The organism is Streptomyces sp. NRRL S-350, from assembly GCF_000719705.1.
GTDB lineage: Bacteria > Actinomycetota > Actinomycetes > Streptomycetales > Streptomycetaceae > Kitasatospora.
Genome location: NZ_JOHO01000001.1, coordinates 69491 through 89342 on the forward strand (window position 1 = coordinate 69491; position 19852 = coordinate 89342).

17 protein-coding genes and 1 pseudogene are annotated in these 19852 nt (G+C 69.7%); 13 read left to right on the forward strand and 5 right to left on the reverse strand.

Going from position 1 to position 19852, the window contains the following annotated elements:
- Nucleotides 1-129: 129 nt before the first annotated feature.
- Entirely contained in the window at nt 130-744 is a 615-nt protein-coding gene (locus IF30_RS0100370; protein WP_030230232.1) for a hypothetical protein, read from the forward strand.
- A gap of 109 nt (nt 745-853) precedes the next feature.
- Here the strand turns inward: IF30_RS0100370 and IF30_RS43075 are convergent, their stop codons facing one another.
- Nucleotides 854-2389: a DUF2637 domain-containing protein gene (locus tag IF30_RS43075; protein ID WP_051708942.1), complete on the reverse strand. Its 1536-nt coding sequence runs from the start codon at nt 2387-2389 to the stop codon at nt 854-856.
- Between the two features lie 310 nt (nt 2390-2699).
- On the opposite strand from IF30_RS43075, the gene IF30_RS0100380 reads away from it, so the two are divergent.
- From IF30_RS0100380 to IF30_RS44800, 6 genes are all read left to right on the forward strand, one after another.
- The gene (locus IF30_RS0100380) at nt 2700-3428 is read left to right on the forward strand and encodes a prepilin peptidase (RefSeq protein WP_234322526.1); all 729 of its coding nucleotides are present in this window, start codon (nt 2700-2702) and stop codon (nt 3426-3428) included.
- Between the two features lie 192 nt (nt 3429-3620).
- A complete protein-coding gene (locus IF30_RS0100385; RefSeq protein ID WP_030230236.1) occupies nt 3621-3881 on the forward strand; it encodes a toxin-antitoxin system HicB family antitoxin in 261 nt (86 codons plus the stop codon).
- A complete protein-coding gene (locus IF30_RS0100390; protein ID WP_037898563.1) occupies nt 3878-4249 on the forward strand; it encodes a hypothetical protein in 372 nt (123 codons plus the stop codon). The genes IF30_RS0100385 and IF30_RS0100390 overlap by 4 nt, the downstream gene beginning before the upstream one ends.
- A 186-nt stretch (nt 4250-4435) precedes the next feature.
- Nucleotides 4436-5218, forward strand: coding sequence for a ParA family protein (locus tag IF30_RS0100395; protein WP_051708943.1), 783 nt, complete (start codon nt 4436-4438; stop codon nt 5216-5218).
- A gap of 634 nt (nt 5219-5852) precedes the next feature.
- Nucleotides 5853-6293, forward strand: coding sequence for a hypothetical protein (locus IF30_RS0100400; RefSeq protein ID WP_153470199.1), 441 nt, complete (start codon nt 5853-5855; stop codon nt 6291-6293).
- A gap of 140 nt (nt 6294-6433) precedes the next feature.
- Nucleotides 6434-6763 (forward strand): hypothetical protein, encoded by a 330-nt coding sequence (locus IF30_RS44800; RefSeq protein ID WP_078891035.1) that lies wholly within the window; start codon nt 6434-6436, stop codon nt 6761-6763.
- 934 nt (nt 6764-7697) lie between these two features.
- Here IF30_RS44800 and IF30_RS44430 read toward each other — a convergent pair.
- On the reverse strand, nt 7698-9002 hold the full coding sequence (locus tag IF30_RS44430; RefSeq protein WP_030230243.1) for a Fic family protein: 1305 nt from the start codon (nt 9000-9002) through the stop codon (nt 7698-7700).
- Between the two features lie 1896 nt (nt 9003-10898).
- On the opposite strand from IF30_RS44430, the gene IF30_RS47420 reads away from it, so the two are divergent.
- From IF30_RS47420 to IF30_RS0100430, 5 genes are all read left to right on the forward strand, one after another.
- On the forward strand, nt 10899-12236 hold the full coding sequence (locus tag IF30_RS47420; protein WP_158834599.1) for a hypothetical protein: 1338 nt from the start codon (nt 10899-10901) through the stop codon (nt 12234-12236).
- Complete coding sequence (locus tag IF30_RS0100415) at nt 12233-13297, forward strand: bifunctional DNA primase/polymerase (protein WP_051708945.1); 1065 nt, start codon at nt 12233-12235, stop codon at nt 13295-13297. The genes IF30_RS47420 and IF30_RS0100415 overlap by 4 nt, the downstream gene beginning before the upstream one ends.
- Nucleotides 13294-14898 (forward strand): hypothetical protein, encoded by a 1605-nt coding sequence (locus IF30_RS0100420; protein ID WP_030230245.1) that lies wholly within the window; start codon nt 13294-13296, stop codon nt 14896-14898. Before IF30_RS0100415 ends, IF30_RS0100420 begins: the two co-directional genes overlap by 4 nt.
- A 754-nt stretch (nt 14899-15652) precedes the next feature.
- Nucleotides 15653-16156, forward strand: a complete 504-nt coding sequence (locus tag IF30_RS0100425; protein WP_051708946.1) for a GNAT family N-acetyltransferase — start codon at nt 15653-15655, stop codon at nt 16154-16156.
- Between the two features lie 84 nt (nt 16157-16240).
- A complete protein-coding gene (locus IF30_RS0100430; RefSeq protein WP_030230247.1) occupies nt 16241-16486 on the forward strand; it encodes a hypothetical protein in 246 nt (81 codons plus the stop codon).
- A gap of 185 nt (nt 16487-16671) precedes the next feature.
- Here IF30_RS0100430 and IF30_RS0100435 read toward each other — a convergent pair whose 3' ends face one another.
- Nucleotides 16672-17250 (reverse strand): AAA family ATPase, encoded by a 579-nt coding sequence (locus IF30_RS0100435; protein WP_030230248.1) that lies wholly within the window; start codon nt 17248-17250, stop codon nt 16672-16674.
- A 205-nt stretch (nt 17251-17455) separates the two neighbouring features.
- Between IF30_RS0100435 and IF30_RS48955 the strand changes: the two are divergent.
- Nucleotides 17456-17632 (forward strand): annotated as a pseudogene (locus tag IF30_RS48955) (helix-turn-helix domain-containing protein); the annotation flags it as partial.
- 139 nt (nt 17633-17771) lie between these two features.
- Here IF30_RS48955 and IF30_RS0100440 read toward each other — a convergent pair.
- Entirely contained in the window at nt 17772-18380 is a 609-nt protein-coding gene (locus IF30_RS0100440; RefSeq protein ID WP_030230251.1) for an HD domain-containing protein, read from the reverse strand.
- Between the two features lie 11 nt (nt 18381-18391).
- Nucleotides 18392-19489 carry a helix-turn-helix domain-containing protein gene (locus IF30_RS0100445; protein WP_051708947.1) on the reverse strand — a complete coding sequence of 366 codons (1098 nt, stop codon included), beginning with the start codon at nt 19487-19489 and terminating at the stop codon, nt 18392-18394.
- Nucleotides 19490-19852: the final 363 nt, after the last annotated feature.

The window sequence follows — 19852 nt, forward strand, 5'->3', positions numbered from 1 at the left end:
ATCCCAGGCAACGGCACCGTCACGGCCAGTGCGATGATCGTGTCGGCGTGCGCGGATAGACTGCCGCCGCCCGGCTGGCCGTGCGGGCAACACCGTCCCGAGTCTCCGGGCGCAGAAGGGGGAAGTCTCGTGGTCCTGCTGAGCTTTGCTGTCACCGTCGGGGCCCTCAGCGCCATCACCTGTGCCGCCGTGGCCATCGCCCGGGCCGCCGGCGGTAAGGGACTGGGGTTCATGCGCTCGGCCGGAGTGGTCGAAAAGGTCGTGTGGGGTGTCCTCGGCTTCTCGCTCGGTGCGACCCTGCCAGCGCTCTATGAGTACTACGGACTGCTCCAGAACCGGTCCCCGTGGGTGGGCCTCAGCCACGGAGTTCTCGTCGTGGCCGGTTTCCTCATGATCGGCCGCCTCATGACGCGCATCCGCTGGGGTATGTGGTCCGATGAACTGCTCACCGAACTCCTCGACAAGGTCATGCCCGTCGTGGTCACCGCGCAGCGACGCGCCGGAGACGAGGGAGCCGGCCTGGTGGAGAGGGCACGTGCAGCTCTCCGAGACGGCCGCGGCCGTGACGCCCTGCGCTGCGCTGTCGAGGTGCGCACGCTGGTCGAGCAGGCCGGCCTTCCCGAACACGCCGCCTGGGCGAAGGTCTCCGAACAGATCCTCTATTGGCAGCAGAGCCACCTCCCCGCCCGCAAGGTCGACACCGGCAAGAGGCTCGCGCGCCTGAGGAGCATGCTCCCTCGCTGAACGGACAAACACCCGGAAGCCCACCCGTACGACCTGGCTACCTCCGTTTCCGAACCCACGACCTCCCCAGCCCGTAGACAGCGGCCGACACTCGCTTCACCCCGGGGAGTCAGAGCACCTGCCGGGCTGGCTGAAGTTCCTCGTCAGACGCCGCCGGGTCCCGCCAGTCCAGGTCCAGCTGGTCGGCTCCCTCACGGACCACGATGGGCCCGTGCTTCTTCTCCAGCTTGTTGTACTGGGTGCGGCCCGAGCCCTCCTGCTGGTAGCCGGCCCACCGGGCGAGGTTGGGCTTGGTCAGCTCCACCCCCGCCTCCTGATGTGCCAGGTAGATCCGCTCGGCACGCTGGACCTTCGTCTCACCGGGCGGGGCGACGCCAAGGTTGACCTTGGGCTCCTCCACTCCGGTGTCGGCCGCCTCGTCATCCTCCTCATCGCCGTCCTCGTCCTTCGACTCACCCGACTCCGGGGCCGGGCTGCCCTCCGGCTCCGGAGCGGACGGGGCCTCCCCCTGCTCCAGTCCGCCTTCCGACTCGGGATCCGGCACCTGCTCCTGGCCGACACCGGACTCCTCAGGCGCGCCCGCCGGGGCGTGCCCCACGGCCCCCTGCGGGTCGCCGGGCAACGGGACTGCAGGCGCGGCGGCCGACGGGGCGGCCGGGACGGGAGCCGTCGCGGGCGGGACGGCAAGGGGCACGTTCACCGGCGGAGCCGTCGCGGGAAGGACGGCAAGGGCCGGGACGGCAGCGGGCACATTCACTGGTGGGGCCGCGGCGGGCACATTCATCGGAGGAACCGCAGCAGGCACGTTCACCGGCGGGGCCGTCGCGGGCGCCTCCACAGCGGGCGGGACCGGTGGCGCCGCTTCAACCGCAGCCGGGGCGGGCACCTCGTCAAGCTGCCGCTCAGCCGGTGCCGTGATGTCGACCGTGCTCCGGTCGATCGCGATGCCGAGCCGGGCCTGACGCAGCGGCCGCAGCTCGGCGGAGGTAGCCTTCCGCCGCCAGCCCCGTCCGTACTTCGCCCTCATGTCCTGCCGCAGCAGCATCTTCTCCTGGTAGCGCTCCAGAGCCAGGGCGTACGACCGGATCTCCCAGAGCTTCATGTCCCGCCAGATGGAGAAGGTCGCTACCGGCTGCAGGAACCAGCGGGACAGCCGGATGGAGTCCATGTGCTGGTCGAGTTCGAGGTCCGTCGCCTTCGCGATCGCGTTGCGCATCGCTTCGGTGACGGCGATGAACAGGACCGGGATGGTCCCGTGCATCGCGGAGCCGAGAACGTCGGGCCAGGAGGACGCCGCGTTGAAGAAGATGGTCGCCGCGGTGAGCAGCCAGGCTATGTACCGCAGCAGGGGGTACTTCAGGTTGACCGAGGTGAGGGCCAGGTCCAGGGCGAGCAGGACCGCGATCCCCAGGTCGACAGCCAGGGGGAACGCCGGGGCGAAAGAGCCGAAACCTTTCTCCTCGGCCAGGGCTCGCACCGCCGTGTAGGAGCCGACGAAGCCGGCCGTCGCGATCGCGAGCGACCCCGCCCCGATCGCGCCGAACAGCGCCTTGCGTCCCCTCGTCCACTTCACCCGGGCGCGCGCCGGGGCGGGGGCGGGCGGTATGGACGGCCGGAGGACGGTGCTGCTCGACCCAGCGGTCATTGGTCGTACTTCCCTCTCGTCGAGTCCGTGCGCAGGCGCGCATCGCACATAGAGGTGCGATCAACGCCTCGGGTGTGACACGGATCGACCTCCCGTCGCATTCAGGCCACCCCGGTGGCTTTGAACGGTACGAGGGATGAGGTCGACGAACCACCCCCTTTTTCTCACGTTACCCCGTTCCACCTGCCGATTTGTACTGAAGATCACGATCTTGCCCGCCCGTGGGCCCGGTCGGCGGCTTCGTTACGCTTCAGTAGACCCGCCTACCAGCTGGCTGGATTCACCGTCCCTGATCGCCTGGAGAGCCTCGATGCCACCCATGGTCACCGTCGTCGTCGCGCTCCTCGCCGGCCTCGCAGCGGGCGCAGCGGCCCGGCCGCTGATCTTTGCCCGCGCCGTACCCCGAGGCGAGCCGAACCGGACCGCGTGCCCCTCCTGCGCCACCAGCTACCCCTCCCCCGGACTCCGCGGCCAGCTTCAAGCGACCACGGGACGCTGTTCCTCCTGCGGTTCGAAGACCGGCCCTGCCGCCGGCCTGCCCGAACTGCTCACCGGAGCGTCCTTCGCGGCCGTCGCCGCCGCCGGAGCAAGTGGCTGGGCCAGCGCCGCGCAGTATTGGCTCCTCGCCTGCGGAGCCGCTCTGACGGTCATCGACCTCAAGGTCCACCGCCTCCCCGACATCCTCACCCTGCCCGCGTCCGCCGGCACCCTCCTCCTGCTCGGCGGAGCCGCACTGGCCGGAGAGCCCGGCAGCATCTGGCGCGCCCTCACCGCGGCGGTGGTGGTCACCGCCGTCTACTTGGTCCTCGTCGTCGCCGGGATGGGCATGGGCGACGTCAAACTCGCTCCCGCCGTCGGCGCGCTCCTCGGCTGGTCAAGTTGGACCTCCGTACTCTGGGGCACCTTCGCGGGGTTCGCCCTGGCCGCGGTCGCCAGCCTCGCACTGATCCTGACTGGGCGCGCATCCGCGAAGAGCCGTTTGGCCTTCGGCCCGTACATGGTGGCCGGCGCCGTCGTCATCTTCTCAGTGGGTATGTAGATCTGGCCTCCGCCTTGCCTCGGGTCCGGTCAGCCCTCAGCGCTGCCGCTTCCAAACCGGCTGCCTCGCACACTGATCGCTCCCGCACCATGCGTGCCATGTCCTGATGCCAGCCTCGCTGGCGTGTCGTGACACGCCGACAAGGCAGGCCAGTGTGAGATCAAGAGTGACTGCATTGATAGCATTGCAGTCATGAAGAGCATGACCTTGCGCGTCCCGGAAGAGGATGCGGCGCGCATCTCCAGGCGTGCAGCAGACCTTGGACTGTCAGTGAACGCGTACCTTCACCGGACAGTGATGGCGGAGGTGAATCATGATGCTGATCGCTTCGCAGCACCAACCAGGGCGGTGCTGGAGTGGCTAGAGGCCGACCCCAAGGCGTCCGAGATCCTCGGCCCGTTGAGCGCGAAGATCGACCGCCCCCCGAAGCCCGAGCGAGAAGCGGCCGCGTGAGCGAACGGTTGACCGTCGGGCATCTCTCCGCGGTGGCGCAGCAGATCCCCGGAAACCCTGCCATTGCCGACTGGGGAGTAGCGGCGGCTTCAATCGCTCGCTGCGAGGCAAACATCGCCGAATCCCCCGTCTACGTTGGCCCGGTGGGGCAGGCTGCCTCACTGTTCCATACGCTCCTGCGGCTGCCGATGCTGGAGTTCTCCAACGCTCTCTTTGCCATCGCGGCCTCGCTGGATCTGTTGCAGTACCACGGCGTTGAGTGCAGGGCCCGGCCTTCGGACTGGGCTGAATTGGCAGTACGGGTGGCAGAAGGCGACGCGAGCGTCGACGATGTCCACTCCGCTATCAAGGCGTGGACCGCGACCTGAACTCCCGCCCCCACGCCTCCAGAGCCAACAGCAACCGAGCGTTCACGCTCTAACTCAGCCCCGAGATCCAGTGATCCGCCGGGGGGAGGCCCCGGCGGATCCCGGCAAACAAACGACCCCCTACAAGACCGAGGAATGCAGAGTAGCCGTGAAGTCCCAGAATACCGATCGTTCGGAGGCTCGCACGTGAGCAGCGAAGTACTGGTTCAGTCGGCCTCCGAAGTGATCGGCCGTCAGCTGAAGCCGTTCCCTGAGCAGGAGCCGTACGTCGTCGCGTCCCTCGGGTACAAGGGGGGTATCGGCAAGACCACGCTCGCCGAGGAAGTGGCACAGGAACTCGACGCAGTCGCCGTTGACTTGGACTGGTCCAAGGGCGGCCTCACTGCCGGGTGGGGCTATCGGGAGGAGGAGCGCCAGGGCGCCCCGCTCCTCGAAGCCTTCGAGTCTGGCAAGGTGCCCGTCCCCCTTCGCGGTGGTGACCGCAAGCCTGACTTGATTCCGGGGCACACGACCTTCGGCGAGAACGAGCCGTCGGCGGAGAAGGTGGCTGATGACCTCCTGCGCTGGTCGAAGGAGCTGAAGCGACGGCTGGTCGTGGACACGCATCCTGATGCATGCCCTTCCACCTATGGTGCGATGGCCGCTGCCAACGTCGTCCTTACGCCCGTGGTGCTCAAGGTCCGCGAGATGCGATCCCTCGAGCAGTTGCTTGAGGAGGCAAGCGACTACCCGCTTCTCCTGATCCCTTACATGGTCGATGGCGCTCCGTCGGAGCAGCTGATCAACGAGCTTGAGAGCATGGCCAAGAAGTACCAGGTCGCAGTGGGGCCGATGGTGAGCTACTACAAGTGGATCGGGGTGCGCAGGAAGCGCGTGGCCATTTGCTCCGAGCCCATCTTCAAGAAGGAGGAGCCCTTCGTGGAGCAGATCCGCGAGGTAGCGAAGGCGGCGTTGAACTATGCCCGATGAGACGTCGAACGGAATGGCGCAGCTCCGGGGAGTGAAGGCCGCTCGCAAGCGCACAGGGCCGCCCCCGCCGCGTAACCCCAAGAGCACTCCGCCTGCCGAGGCGCAAGACGGTCAGTCCGGGACTTCCGACGAAGGCGCAGCACAACTGCCCAGCGCAGACGCGGCCGCCCCGGCGGCTGATGCTGTGGTGGATTCGTCGGCCTCCGCGCCCGCAGTCGCTCCCGCAGAACTCCCCGTAGCAGCTGACAAGCCCGCGGGCAGCGGCGACAAGGAGGACACAACCCTCCCTGTCGTCGAGGCCGCGGGGTCGAGCACGTCGGCCGAATCTGCTGAGGCTGTGGCGGATTCTCCCGTCTCCGCGCCCGCAGTCGCTCCCGCAGAGCTCCCCGTAGCAGCTGACACGGCCCCTGAGCCTGCGGCTCAGCGGCCGAAGGCTGTTGCCGAGCCTCACGGAGCAGCCAAGGCCAGCGGTGAAAGCGCTGTCGCTGACACTCCGGCCTCTCGGATCGACGCCTCACCGGCTCGTGGCCTAGAGCGACGAGTTCAGAGCGGGACCGGCGTGGTTCACCGCGGGGCCGCCCAGTTGGCCTCGGAGTGGGACTCCTACACCATTCCGGCTGACTCAGGGGATCTCGTGCGCGCAGAAGAGGTTCTGTCTCAGCGGTACTTCGACCGGGAGCCCCTGAACGCTTCCGTCCCCGAGGCGCTCGAGATCGGGCTCCGCCTCGAGAAGCTCAGGGTGGTGTCGCGCATAAGGAGTATTCCGCCGGCCGACCTCGTCGCCCTTGGTCTCGACTGGTTCCTTCGCGGAGCGGTGAACGATCTCAGCGACATCGAGGCGCCTTGGGATCAGTACCGCGGATCGGGCACCTCTCCCGAGATCCCGCGCGCCGAGGTCGTACTTCAGCAGCGCTTCATCACGAGAGAGCAGCTTAAGGCTTCCGTGCCCCTGGAGCTGCAGCTTCCTCACCGCCTGGCCATGTACAAGGTCAGCAACAGGGCCCTACGGAAGGTCCCCGTTGCAGACATCGTGGCCGTGGCCATGGACCGATGGCTTCGACTGATGGGCTTCTGAGCTCACAGGTTCACCCAGCAGGGGCCCAGCATCCGAAGATGCTGGGCCCCTGCTTTCGCCATGGCAATAGTTCGACGTACGTTGCTACGACTATTGGCCTAGGTGTTACACTATCCGTATCAACGCTGAAAGGGAGAAGCATGGCATCGAAGGTGAAGGTGGCAGACCGCCTCCGCGAGTTGGCGCGCGCCGTGGAAGCCATGGACGAGTACGCCCAGGACAGTGATGCGTGGCTGTCTCCGCATCCAGCTACGCGCCACCTCATCGAGCGGAGGGGAGTAAGCCGAGAGCAGCTCAACTACTCCGTCCCCTCCGACCTTGACCTGAAGACGCGTGTCAATACCTACAACGCCGAGCACGGCAATCCTGGCGCTGGCAACGTAGTCGCCGCAGCGCTCGACGCATGGCTTCGAGCGCACGGATACCCCCCTGTCCTTGAAGAGGCAGACTCGCCTGATCAGGATCTCTGACAACTTGCGCCGCAGGTGATCTAGCACCTCCCCTTACGGCGGGAGGCAACCTTCGACTCTCGGCGACTAAGAGGCCCGCACGCGATTTCGGCGAAACCTATTGGCCGCCCGACAGGGCAAACCAGCCCTCTATGCGCACAGGCCCCTCTCGCTCCGACCGCCCGGGGCGCATCCTGGGGCGCAGCCATTCGGCGCTTCCAGCGCTCGCAGCGAGCCAGGATCGGCCTCCTCTTCCCCTTGGGCAACCTGATTGCCGTCAACCCACCAGCGGGGGGCCGATCCTCAAGATTCACGTCGCACGCGCCCATGGCATGGCACATCCACAGCTACGGCATCCCTGTCAGGTTTGCCTTCCTCGCGGTGCGGGCGGGCCGGCGCACCCGACGCGCAGCAGTTCGTCGCCAGGGCGCCCAAGGGCACTGTGGTTCCATCACGCTCGGTGTGGCTACTGAACTGGCTCCTTCATCGACCACCGGCCACTCGCGATGCGACCGCGTCCAGGTGGCTGCGCGCTTCCCCGTAGGCGCAACTTCCAGGTTGACCCTCGCTCTACAGGAGGGCTGACGCCTGCCGTCATGCTCCCGCGCCTCACTAGCGAGTACCCAACGAGTCAGCCTTGGCCACCCACAACCGTCGACATCCGAGTCGGTACCGAGAGTGACATTAACCTTTAACGGCGCGGCTTCGGCGTTAAAGGAAACGGTGGACCGGCGTCGCGTGGATGTAGCTGGCCTGCCATCCGGAGGGGCAGCAGCGCTCGCTACGTCGCTCTACCGGTGCCTGGCCTCCGCCTGTGGCAGGCCCAGCGGGGCCTCCGCATCAAGCTCTTCCCAGACCCGCTAGCTTCGAGGTCAAGACCTTGATGCGGAGGCCCCCGCGGCCTGTCGAACGATCCCTGCCGGCCACAGCCCCGCAAAGTTAAGTGCGTTGGAGCTTACGCGGACGGGTCGAGAGCCGAAAAGTCCCAACGCTGATAAGTGAGCCGTCGCTCCGAGCTGTTGATGAGGTCGAGCACATCTGTGGCCATGAATGCCCGCGTTCCCCGCTCAACTTCCTTTACCTGAACGATCCCTGCCCCAGCCAACTCCTCAAGCGCAGACTTCGCCGCAACAAAGGAAACGCCGAGAAGTGATTGAGCCGCACGTGCCGTCACCACTGGAACGCCAGGCAACTGCTCCATAAGTCGCACGACAGCCGAGTCCTTTCTCGGCAGCCCGCGGCGCTTTTGCTTCTCCCGGAAGCTGGCCAGGCGCGCGTCCCAGGTGGTACGCATGGCAGCGAGTTCCACGGTGAAACGACGTGACTCCGCAACTGCATCTCGAGTTGCAGCCAAGAAGACACGGATCCATCCGTCGACACCTACGAGAGCCGCAGGATCGCTCGCATCGCCTTCATATCGGTATGCATTGAGCCCAGCGATATATTCGCGGGCATGGGAAAGTAGCGACATAGAAATCGGAAGCACATGCCCCACCGCTAGTCCTTGCCGAGCAAGGACAGTGTGAATAAGTGCTCGCCCTGTTCTCCCATTTCCATCTGTGTATGGATGAATGGTTTCGAATTGGGCATGCGTCAGAGCGGCCTGGACAAGCGGCAGAGGGTGCGGCTCAGAGATGAACCTCGCCAAGTCGTCCATGAGGGCGGGCACCTCGCTCGGGGGTGGGGGAACGAATTCCGCACCGTGAGGACTTAGCCCACTGCCGCCAACCCAGTTCTGCACCCGCCGAACGGAGCCGGCACCCTCAGCCTGGTCTGTGCCAACCATCAGAGCCCTCTGAAGCGAGTCGATATCTTCCGGGGTGACGGCGGGGGAATCGTGCAGGACGGTGACGGCCTGCCGGAGGGCCAGGACGTTGTTGACCACCTCCCGCGCACTGGCATCGACACCACGCGGGGCCCGCGGCTCCTCGCCGGCCCGCATGCCGAGCATCAGCTCGAGCTCGGCTACCGCGCGGGCTGACGCCACGACTCCTTCGATGCGCGACGACGCCACGGCCTCGGAGCGGAGCAGGAACCGGGCCAAAGATTCAAGGTGCGGACTAGTCGGGCTCGAGTCACCCAACGACCGAACCAAGGCATCCACTGTCGCGACCTCAGCTGCCACCTCCGTCGAGAGCCGGACAGACCGCCCGCATAGCGCATCAGGCACATAGGCACGGAAGGTTCCAGGCAGTCCAGCCGCCCACGACGCCTCGGCATCAGGCTGCGACTGCCACCGCTGCTCGGAAAACCTTGCCACCAGACACGCTCCAATGCTTCAACCACAAGAGGATCCGTTTAAGGATAGTCTTCATCGCGTGAGGTTTGGTGTGATGCTCGCAGACGTCGCGACCCACTGGGTCGTGGCGCCTTTTGGCGTGTCATCGCCCGAGAGAGCAGCGACCTCACGTCTGTCCTTGCCGAGCTGGGGGAGTCAGCCAACTCTTTCCGGCGCCAAGGCCGTCCGCACAGGGACGGTCACTGTGCGCGCTCGAGGCCAGGAAGACAAAAAGGCGACCGTCTTGGTCGCCTGTCGGGCGGCACAGCCATGCCGCCCGTTCCTTGCCCGGGGAGCCACCCCGAGCAATTTCATGTCTCTGCTTAGCCAGCCGACTCTGTCGGCATGGTCTGCCGCGACCCATGGGGCCAACCACGGTCACGGCTTGGGAGGGGGCTCAACTCTCAGCTGACCTAACCCAAACCACACTCACACCTCCGCTGACCAGGCAATATCCGCCGATGGGTCAAGCGGCCAGTTGAGTTTTGCCCTCATCCCTATGTTGTTCTGGAGCAGATCATAGCCGCCAGCCATGGGGCTAGTCCGTCTTTGCCAAAAACAGGGTCACTCGCGTCGCCCTCGGACTATGCCCACATCACCACAAGCAAGACAAAGTCACTCGATCGAGTGAAGCGCTCTCGCACGTCAACCTTGCGACTCTCCGGCCCGTCGACGGGACCAGGGGCAGGGCTTGACCAGCCGCTCGCGCTGAACCGGAGTGTTCGAGAGCGGCTGGCCGCCGCCGTTGACGCACTACTCGCAGATCGGTCGCTTCGCGGCCGACCGCTGGTCGAGGTCCTAGCAACCACTGTGCTCTTCGCGAAGTCGCCCGCGCGGGACTCGCGGCTGGAGCTCACAGCTGGCGAGTTGGCGCGATGGGCGGGGGTATCGGAGTCCTACGTCGACCATCGGGTGCTGCCGGCCCTCCGGGTCTCAGGCGCGGTCTCGACCGAGGTGACGACGGCGTCGGTCGAGGGCGTACGTCGGGTGACCGGCTTGCGGTGGGAGTTGTTGCCGCTCACGGCCGCCCTCGCTCAGAGCTCTGATCCGTTGGTTCTGGAGAAGCGCGAGTTGGCGGTTCTCCTGGCGTTGTGCGAGCGGTTGTTCGGCCCTGGATGGGCTCCGGTGGGCAAGCCTGAGACGCCGTCCGGGCTGCTCGGTGAGCGGCGGGGGCGCGGTGCGGCAGCCGAGCGTCTCGCGCTACTCCGTCTGGTGCTGGCGGCACGGCCGAATGGCCGGGTGCCCTTGGTGGGCGGGGCAGTGGCGGCTGGGTTCGATCGGGCGGATGCGACGGTCGCGCGGCTGATCGGCCGCCCGTTGGTGGAGGCGGCCCAGGTGGTGGACGGGCTGGTCCGGCAGGGGTTGCTAGAGGTGCCGGGCCGCGGTGTGCCCGGTGCGCGGCTGAAGATCCTAGTGCCGGCGGTCGCAGCCGCACACGGGCGTTCCCAGGCGGACCTGGAGGTCGTCCCCAAGCAGTTCCCGCCGGGCGTCGACGAGGACGTCGAACCTGCAGGTGCTCCGTCGGAGGGCCGGGGCTCGGTGTGCACGCAGTGCTCGGGCTCGTTGGAGGACGAGGACCTGTCGGGGCCGGGGGAGGGCTGGCTCCAGGTCGGGTTCTTCGACGTCGTGGACGGTGATCTTGTCGATGCGGATGGTGCACTCAGGGGTCAGGACCTTCCCGAGGCAGCGACGCTAGGGGACGAAAGTGCCTCTGACCTGGGCGAACGGGCTGCTGAGGTGTCGGGTAGCGGCGCGGATGCTGGTGCACCACTCCACGCCCACCACGCGTCTCAGGTGGTTGCTCTAGGTGGTTCTGGTGCTGCTGAGTTTTGCTTTTCCGGCGAAGCCGCGTTGGGGTTCCCACCGTTGCCGGAGCGCGTGAGCGGGCGCGAGGACCGGCCCGAGCCCGGCACCGTCGAGGCCGACGAGCAGGTCGGTGGTTGCGGTGGCCCGCTTCGCGGGGAACAGCACCAGGACCTCATCGTCGAACCGCGGGGGCAGAAGTCGTCTGTCGGTGGTGTGCGGGTGCTGCTGCGGTGGTCCCTGCCCCGTGGGCTGGAGCGGGTGCTGGCGCCGGTGCAGTGGGAGTGGGCCCGGATCGGGCACGCCGGTGGCCGACGTCGCGTCCGGGCTGCAGCACGGGCCGAGCTGGTGCGCCTGGCCGGGATCGTCGGCGCGGAGCAGGCCCCAGTGGTGCTGGCGGAGCGCCTGGATCGCCGGTTGGCCGCGCAGTTCGGGCAGCCGGTACGGGATCCGATCGGCTGGCTACTCGGCCGCGGGTTGCCGCAGCGGGCCGAGTGCTACGCCCAGGAGTGCGATGACCGGGTGCGGATGGACACAGGCCGGGTCTGCCCGTCCTGCGAGCTGCTGGTCGAGGACCGCCGGGCGCTGCGGCACCAGGTCGCACGGTCCGTCAGCGAGCAGCTGCCTGTCCTCGAGCTGGAGGCGTTCCGGGCGGAGGTGGAGCGGCGGCTGAGTCGGGAAGTGGCCCGGCGGGCGGCCGAGGACGCCGTCCGCCGGGAGCGCGCGACGGTCGAGCGCGCCCGGCGTGAGGAAGCGTGGGCCCGACAGCGGGAGGAACAGGCCGCTGCTCAGGCTGAGTTGGCGGCCCGGCCGTGCGTGGAGTGCGGGGTGCCGGAGGCTGGCGGGCTGTGCCTGATCTGCTCGGAGACCCGGACGACGCGCCAGGCCCTGGAGTCGGCCGCGGAGTTCGCGGCCGTGGCGGCCGGCCTGGTGGACGTCCCGGCCGTCCCGGCCGGCCTGCTGAGCGCGTGCCGGGCGAGGCTGGAGGCCGAGGCCGAGCAGGCGGGGGAGCGGTGGCGCGGCCAGGGGCTGCCGGAGGCGGCGGTGGTCTGGCAGCTGCGGGAGCTCGTCGACCAGCTGGTGGCCCGAGAGCGCGCGCTCGCGCTGGAGGCACTGCTTCGCGGCCCGCAAGCGAGGGCGGAAGCCGACCGGGTGGCCAGGATCGAGCGGGCCCGGCGCCGCGGCGAGCCAGAGGTCCTGGCCGCGGCCGACGAGGCGGCCCGCCGGTGCGCACATGCCCTGCTGGCGCAGCGGCTCGACCAGGTCCGCGCCGAGGTCCAGGCCCCGGTCCAGCCCCCGGTCGGTGGTTGGCGGGAGCGGATGTCCCAGTACGCGGCCAGGCCGCTGGAGGGCGAGACCCTCCCGGCACCGGTGCGACCGGCCCGGGCCCGGGAGGCGGTGAGCGCGGCGTGAGCAGCGAACTTGAGCTCGCCATGCGGTGCGCGGGCAGAGGGTGGTGGGTTCACCCGCTGCTGCCAGGATCGAAGCGCCCGGCCGGCAACTGCCGCCGGTGCCGCCCACCCACGCCCGGGGGCCGGCCGCCCTGCGGGTTCCCCGACCTGGGCGCCGACGGCTGCGGCTGCCTGGCGGCGGGACGGTGGTGCCACGGGGTACGGGCGGCGACCACCGATCCGGAGCTGATCCGCCGCTGGTGGGGCGGTCGCACCTTCGCCGTCGGCGTGGCCACCGGCCCGTCCGGCCTCGTGGTCGTCGATTTGGACGACCACCACCACCCGCTGCCGGAGCGCGAGTTGGTGCTGCCCGGCATCGGCCTGGCCACCGTGCCGGAGGCGGACGGGGTGCGCACCGGGGTGGACGTGTTGGAGCTGCTGTGCCGGGTGCGGCGGGCCGAGAGCCTGCTGCACGCCCCGCCGACGCTGACGGTGCGCACCCCCAGCGGGGGAGTCCATCTCTGGTACCAGGCTGGTGGGGCCCGGTTCACGCAGGGCGCCGGCCGGCTGGGCTGGCAGATCGACGTGCGGGCCGGCTGGTCCACCGCGGTCGCGCCCACGACCAGGACCCCGGCCGGCTGTTACCAGCTCACCGGCCCGAGATCGGAACCGGCCCGGCTGCCGCGTTGGCTCGCCCTCGAGCTCGCGCGCGTCGGTCTGCGCTCCCGCGATCCCGGCGCCGACCCGCCGCCGGCCCGGATCCGGCTTCCCCGGCCCGCGACGCGGCACCGGCCGCACGACGCGGCCGCGTACGCCGCCGCGGCACTGCGCCGGGAGGCCGAGACCGTCGCCGGCGCCCGCTCCGGCCGTAACGACGCCATCAACCGCGCCGGGTTCCGGCTCGGCCAGCTGGTCGGCGCCGGGTTGCTGGAGTTCGACGAGGTCCACCGGGTGCTTACCGAGGCCGCCGAGCTCGCGGGGGTCGACCCCCGCGAAGCCAAGGCCCAGTCCACCCTCCGCCGCGCACTCCAGGCGGGCATGTGCTCGCCGCGCACCATCCCGAGTCCCGGAGCACGGCCATGACCGACCTGACCACCCGCGTGACGCTCCCGGTCCCGGCCGGCGAACCCCGGCCCGCCCGTCCGGCGCCGACCGCCGAAGTGGGGGAGTCGACGGCCGCGGCACCGGCCGAGCAGCAGAGCACCGAGCGCGGGCCGAAGTTGTCGCAGTCCGACGTCCTGCTCCACCTGGGCATGGACGAGTACGTCCTGGTGCGCTGCGACCAGACGGCATACGCCGTCCCGGCCGAAGGGCCACCGATCGCCCGCCCGCTGCGCGCCGCCGGCGGCTTCGGCGGTACCGGGAGCCTGCGTCAACTCCTCAACCGCTCCTACGTCCTGCGCACCGGCCGGGCCCCCTCCCAGGGATGCCTGACGGACGCGATCGCCTCCATGGACGCCCTAGCCCTGGACGCCCCGGAACAGCCGGTCCACCTGCGGGTCGCCCCAGACCCGGCCGACGAACAGGTGACCTGGCTCGACCTCGGCCGCGCGGACGGGCAGAGCGTGTGCATTGAACCGGGAACCTGGTCAGTGACCACCCCGCCCGTCGGCGAGGGCCCGCTGTGGCGGCGCACCCGGCTGACCGGTGAACTCCCTCTCCCCGAACGCGATCCGGGTGGGTGGCGGGCCGGGCTCGGGCTGCTGCGCGAGCTGTCCGCACTGGCCGAGCCGTCCTGGCGGATGGCCGTCGCCTGGCTGCTGGCCGGGCTGCGACCCGACATGCCCCGCCCCATCGCGTACTTCAACGGGGAGCGCGGCACAGCCAAGACGACCAGCGCCCGGCAGCTGCTGCGGGTACTCGACGGGATGCGCGCCGAGGTCCGCAACGTTCCCCGCAGCGAGGACGACGGCGCCGTCGCCGCCTCGGCCGGCTGGACCATGGGCCTGGACAACCTCGCCGGAATTCCCCGGTGGCTGAGCGACTTCCTGTGCCGGACGTCAACTGGGGCCTCCGTCGCCAAAAGAGAGATGTATACGGATGATGACGTCACCTCCTGGGCCTACCAGCGCCCCGTCGTGCTGACGGGCATCGATGTCGGCGCCCTCCAGCCCGACCTCGCCGAACGCCTGCTCCCCTTCACCCTGGAGGCCATCGACCCCAAGGCGAGGCGCAGCGAGCACGACCTGTGGCGTTGCTATCGGGCCGCGCACGGTCGCATCCTCGGCGGCCTGCTCGACCTGGCGGCCGCGGTGTGGGCGCGCCTGCCCGACGCGGCCGCCCAGCTCGACCACCGGCCGCGGATGGCCGACTGGGCCGAGCTGCTGTGGGCCCTGGACGCGGTCACCGGCTGGGACACCCTGGCCACCTACACCGGCGCCCAGGAAGAGATCACCGACGACGTCATCGACGCCGATCCGGTCGCCACCGCCCTCACCCGCTGGGCCACCACTGCGGACACGACCGAGTGGCGGGCCACGACCGGTCAGATCGACACCGTCCTCCGGCCGCCCGGCCCCCTCCCGGACGCCTGGCCCCGAACGACCGCGCTGTTGTCCGCCCGCCTGACCTCGCTTGCTCCCGCACTGCGCCAACGCGGTGTCGACATCCGCAAGCTGCCCCGCACCGGCAGCGGGCGAGGCTTCCTCATCACCCTCAACCCCGCCCCGGACCCGCGCACCTGACCCGACACCCGCCCGCCTGACGCAACCAGGACCCCACACCGCTCACCTCCCACCTGCCGTCGCCACCCCGACGCGCGGGCCGTCCGCATGCCCGGACACCGTCGGAACGCCGACCCGGGCAGGCAGGAACCCTTCCTCCACCGGTCGGCATCGCGGAGCCCGCCCAGGAGACAGGAACCCACCGCCAGGACCGCCCCGCCGGCTCAGGTCGGCTGCCGCATCCGGCAGACGGTGACGCAGAGGTGACGCTGCCCGTGACGCACCCCGCGCCCGGCCTGCAAAGGCTTTGACCCGCACGTTCTCGCGATCTGCCGGGCGGCTATGACGCTGATGACGCTCTCATGCCCCATCTCACTGAGAGGAAGGAGAAGAGAAGTAGGCGAACCGGAGACATGGTGCGTCAGAGCGTCATCAGCGTCTGCCACCCGCCTGTCCGGAGAAAAACCACAGGTCAACGCGCCATTCAGGCGAACGCTCCAGCGTCACCGGGCAGCGTCACCGGGGGTGTCTGCGTCACCAGGCGGCGCCGGAGTGCCGGGGGATCGGCAGCGGCGGCTCCAGACTCCGGCCTCTCGGCGGCCGGATCCGGGTTCACGACGCGGGATGCGGAGGAGCGCTGGCGCTACGCCTTCGACCCGATGGTGCGCGAGGACTGGGCACGATGGTCGGGGTGCCAGGGCCCGGCATGCGGACGCGGTGGTGGTGGCGACCCCGGAGCTGCTCCTCCTGCCCTCCACCCGGCACTATCGACACTATGACCTCGCTGCTTCAGGCCGCCTCTCAATGGACGCTCACCGCCGTCCCTTACGACACCGCCGATGCCCGCGCTCTCACTCGAGCCCTCTACCAGGAGCAGCTCGCCATCTACAGCACCGCCGACGACCCCGAGACGACCGACAGCGCAGAATTCGACGCCCCGCATGGCCGATTCCTCGTCGCGCGTCTTGGAGACGGAACGGCCCTTGCCTGCGGAGGCTGGCGCACACTCGGCCCCTCGACTGCCGAGATCAAGCGGATGTACGTGGCCCCGGCCGCCCGCGGGCAGGGGCTCGGCCGCCGGATCCTCGCTGCTCTCGAACAAGATCTACTTGACCGCGGCCACACCGAGGTCCTGCTGGAGACCGGCGTTCACAACATCGCGGCTCTCGCCCTGTATGCCGCCTCCGGCTACGCGCCGGTCCACTCCTACGTCCCCGGCCGCAACCCCGACATCAACCGGGCGCTCAAGAAGGCCGTCCTGCAACCGGCTCGGTACTGACCTCCGACCCCGACGGCCACGCACGCTCCGGCGCTCGGCTGCTCAATGGCCAGCGGCCGGGAAGCGCTCTGCCAGGATGGTCGCATGAAGTGGAACGTCGAGGTGGACATCCCCGGGATCGGCCCGCGCATGCTGACCGTCGATCAACCCAGTGCGTCCGACGCCCTGGAACACACCAAGTCACGCGTCAACGACATGTTCCTGCAACTGCCCTCCGGGATCACCAGCTACACCGTCGCGGTGTTCGAACCGGGGCACCGCACGGGAGACGCGTCCGTCTGCGCCGAGAGCATCACCCTGGTGACGGCAACCGAGCCTGCTCGCGGCTGACGCCCCTCGTGGCGGCGCCAGCGCCGCCATACCGGCCAGGAACTAAGGAGGTCCCGCCGACGGGGGATGCGGCGGGACCTCGCCCTGACGCTACGCCGCAGGCCACCCTGAGGTCCACCGATTCCACACTTTGGCCAGCTCGAAGGCCGTCCTGTAGTGCTGAGGGCACAGTCACGGCGGGATCCTCAGCCTGAGCCTTCTTCGCGCTCCGGCCGCAGCAGAAATCTCTGAATCTCCGTCACCCCGGGCGCGTAGCCGTCGGACGTATCCACCAACAGGGTCGGGGTGTCCAGGCTGATGGGGACGAACTGATCGGGGTCGTAGAGGCCGAGCTCCATGTCGGCGAGCAGGGCCTTGTCACCATGAGCGGCCCTGTGGCTGTCGCGGTGGGCGCGGTCGGTGATGCGTTGCGCGATGGTCGACGGGGGCGTGGTGCACCGGATGATCCGTAGGTCGGCGATCTTCATGAGCGGCTCCAGCCCGGGGCGCCAGAGACGGTCCTGGAAGGCGGCCTCGGCGACGACGGATGTCCCGGCCCGGAGGAGTACGGTGACCGTCGCGAAGAACGCCTCCAGAGCCGGGATGTTGAGCGGGTCGTCGCTGTCGGGGTCATGACCGGGATGGTTCATGACCATGCCCTGTTTGATCTCGTCCCGCAGGATCGCGGGGACGCCCAGGCGCTGGGCGAGTGCCCGGGCGAGGGTGGTCTTGCCGGTCGCCGGCGGGCCGCTGACCACGGCCAGGAGCGGTTTTCGGACGGGCACGGGTGGACTCCGAGGGTGCTCGTGGAGGCGGCTGGCGCAGAGCCTAGGTTCCAGGGTGCCGTTTGCGGAGCCGGACGGCCATGAAGCCAGGCTGGCGTGCCAGTTTCTCGTGTACGGCCGGGTGATGGCGGGCCATCGATCCCGCGCACGGAACCTGATCGCGGCAGGCGACGTCGGAGGCCTGATCCGGTAGGCCCGGCAGCAGCGCGGGTGGCGCCAGACCGATCTGGGCAAGGCGACCGGCTACTCCGCCTCTGCCGTCAGCCGGCTCGAGACCGCCGAGCGTCCCGCGACTGCACATTACTGGGTGCGCTGGCTGCCGGGGCGTCGACCTTCGCCGTCGGCACGGGCACCGCGATGGGCCAGCCCTCCTCAGGCTTGAGTCTGGATGACATGTTCTTCCGCCTGCCGGGCGCCGAGCCCGTGCCACTGCGGGTACTGGCTTCCGGGACGGCCGCCGCACGCGAGGCGTTCACCGCCGCAGGGGACGGCGGGCGGAGAATTCTCCCCGGGGAGCACGGTCAGCTCGGGGTCGCCGCTGCCGGGACGAAGAGCTGCTGCCAGCTGGTCGGGGCGGTCGTCAGGGCGGCTTCGGCGATGCGACGTGCCGAGGCGGTCTTGAGCGTGGCGAGGCACCGGTCGATCTTGCCTTGGACGGCGGCGTGGCCCTGCGCGCGGTACTCGAGGGCCGCGATGATGCAGTCGAGCTTGTCGGCGTCGTGGGCGCAGCGCGCCTCCGTGCTGTCGTTGGCCTCGAACTCGTCGACGGCGCCAGCCAGGACGTCCCGCACCGCTGGGTGGGCGCCCGCGGTCTGGTCGGCGGTGACGTCGCGCGGGTCTGCCTTGAAGCTGACGTACCGCTTGGCGAGGGGGGTGAGGTCGCCGGTGCGGGCCTCGTGGAGGTCGTGGAGTACGCACAGCAGCGCGGTGCGGCCGGGGTCGGCACCTTCCACGGCCGCGAGTGCGGCGCCGATGACGGCAGCGCGGTGGCTGTGCTCGGCCACGGTCTCCCCGCCGGGGATGCCGTCGTAGCCCCAGCCGGTGCGCGGGATGCGGCGCAGGACACCGGCCTCGTAGAACAGGGCGGCCGTGCCGGCGGCCTCCGGGTCGTCGTGCGTACGGTCGCTCACCGGGTCCTCCGTCAGTTCGTCTGCTGTAGACGGTATTGCACCGACTCCAGGTCGTGGCGGGATCTCGGCGAGATCACCCGGGCGTCGAGCAGCTCGATGGCCCGGCCGCCGAACTGGCGAGCGGTCTGGGGGTCGGCCAGCGGCAGCCACGGGTGCACGTCGAGCAGGGTGGTGACCGAGTGGACGTACAGGTCGACCGTGCCGGGCGCGTCGTGGAGAGAGCCGACAAGGGACTGGAACAGCTGCAGGGGGTTCCACGCCGCCGGTGACGGGGCGTGGATGAAACCGTCGTCGGGCGCGTCGGCGGGCATGGCCCCGAGCCAGTACGCCCAGTAGGACAAGTTCGCGAGCTCTCCGTGCTGGTCGTCGACGAGCGCGGTGGCGATGAAGTCGCGCAGCTGCTCGGGGTCGCCCTGGCGGGCGGCGACGGTGGCGGCAGTGCGGGCCTCGATCCAGCGCGAGGTGTATCCGCGCAGCGCTAGGGCCGGGCGCATCGCGCGCAGCGCCTGCTCGGCCCAGTCGCCGGCGTCCGGAGCGGTGTCGTAGCTGGCGAGGTAGAGCGCCTGGCGGCGCAGCAGCAGCGCACGGTCGCCCGCTGCCTCGGCGCTCTCCGTGGTGCGGCGCAGGTGGGAGAAGAAGGCCGTGCGGTCGGCGGCGGCGAGGACCGGACCGGCGGCCACGGCACCGCGGCGGGGCCCGGTGGGCCGGCCGGCGAGGGCGGGGGGCGTGATGCCGCGCACCGCCCAGGCGATCATGTGCGCGGCCTCCCGCGACTGAACCCAGCCGGCGAGCGGGTGGTCGGCCGGGTCGAGTGGCGGCTGGAGGACCGCGGTGAGAATGCGGTCGGCGTCCATCGCGGCCCCCAGCAGTGCGAGCAGGCCGGTCTCCGCACCGAGCAGGGCCAGGCGGCGGCGCAGCTGGAGCAGATCCGCCGAGCGGGTGTTGGCCAGTGGCCGACGGCCGGACTCCCAGCCCTGGACCGTGCCCAGGTCAACCGTGAGATCTTCGGCGAAGTGTGCCTGGGTACGCGGGATGCTCTCGCGCAGCAGCCGCAGCAGGTAGCCGGAGACGACGCCGATCTCTGGGCGGCCGCGGTCCCGTAGCGCCATGCCCCACCCCCTCTGGCGATCATGAACAGGCTGAACGCGGTTGCTCCGCGCAGGTGCGCCGCCAGGCGGTGCGGGCGCGGTTCACTGGGAAACCCCCGCTGGGCTCCGGCCCCGGGGGGCGGAGCCCCGCCCCGGGCGTGGAAACACGTACTGCCGGTGAGTCCCCGTCAGATCAGCTCGCTCCTAGCCTAGTTACGCGAGGCGCGACGGCCGGGTGAATCCCGGACAACCGCGAACTCCCACGCCTGAGTCCACGCCGTCGGCCCGTCTGCCGGCGAACCCTTCCCGCGCATCCGCTGCACCTTCCCCATCGAAGGGAATGGCATGTCCTCATCACTCGATGTCCGTCGCCGTTGGACAGTC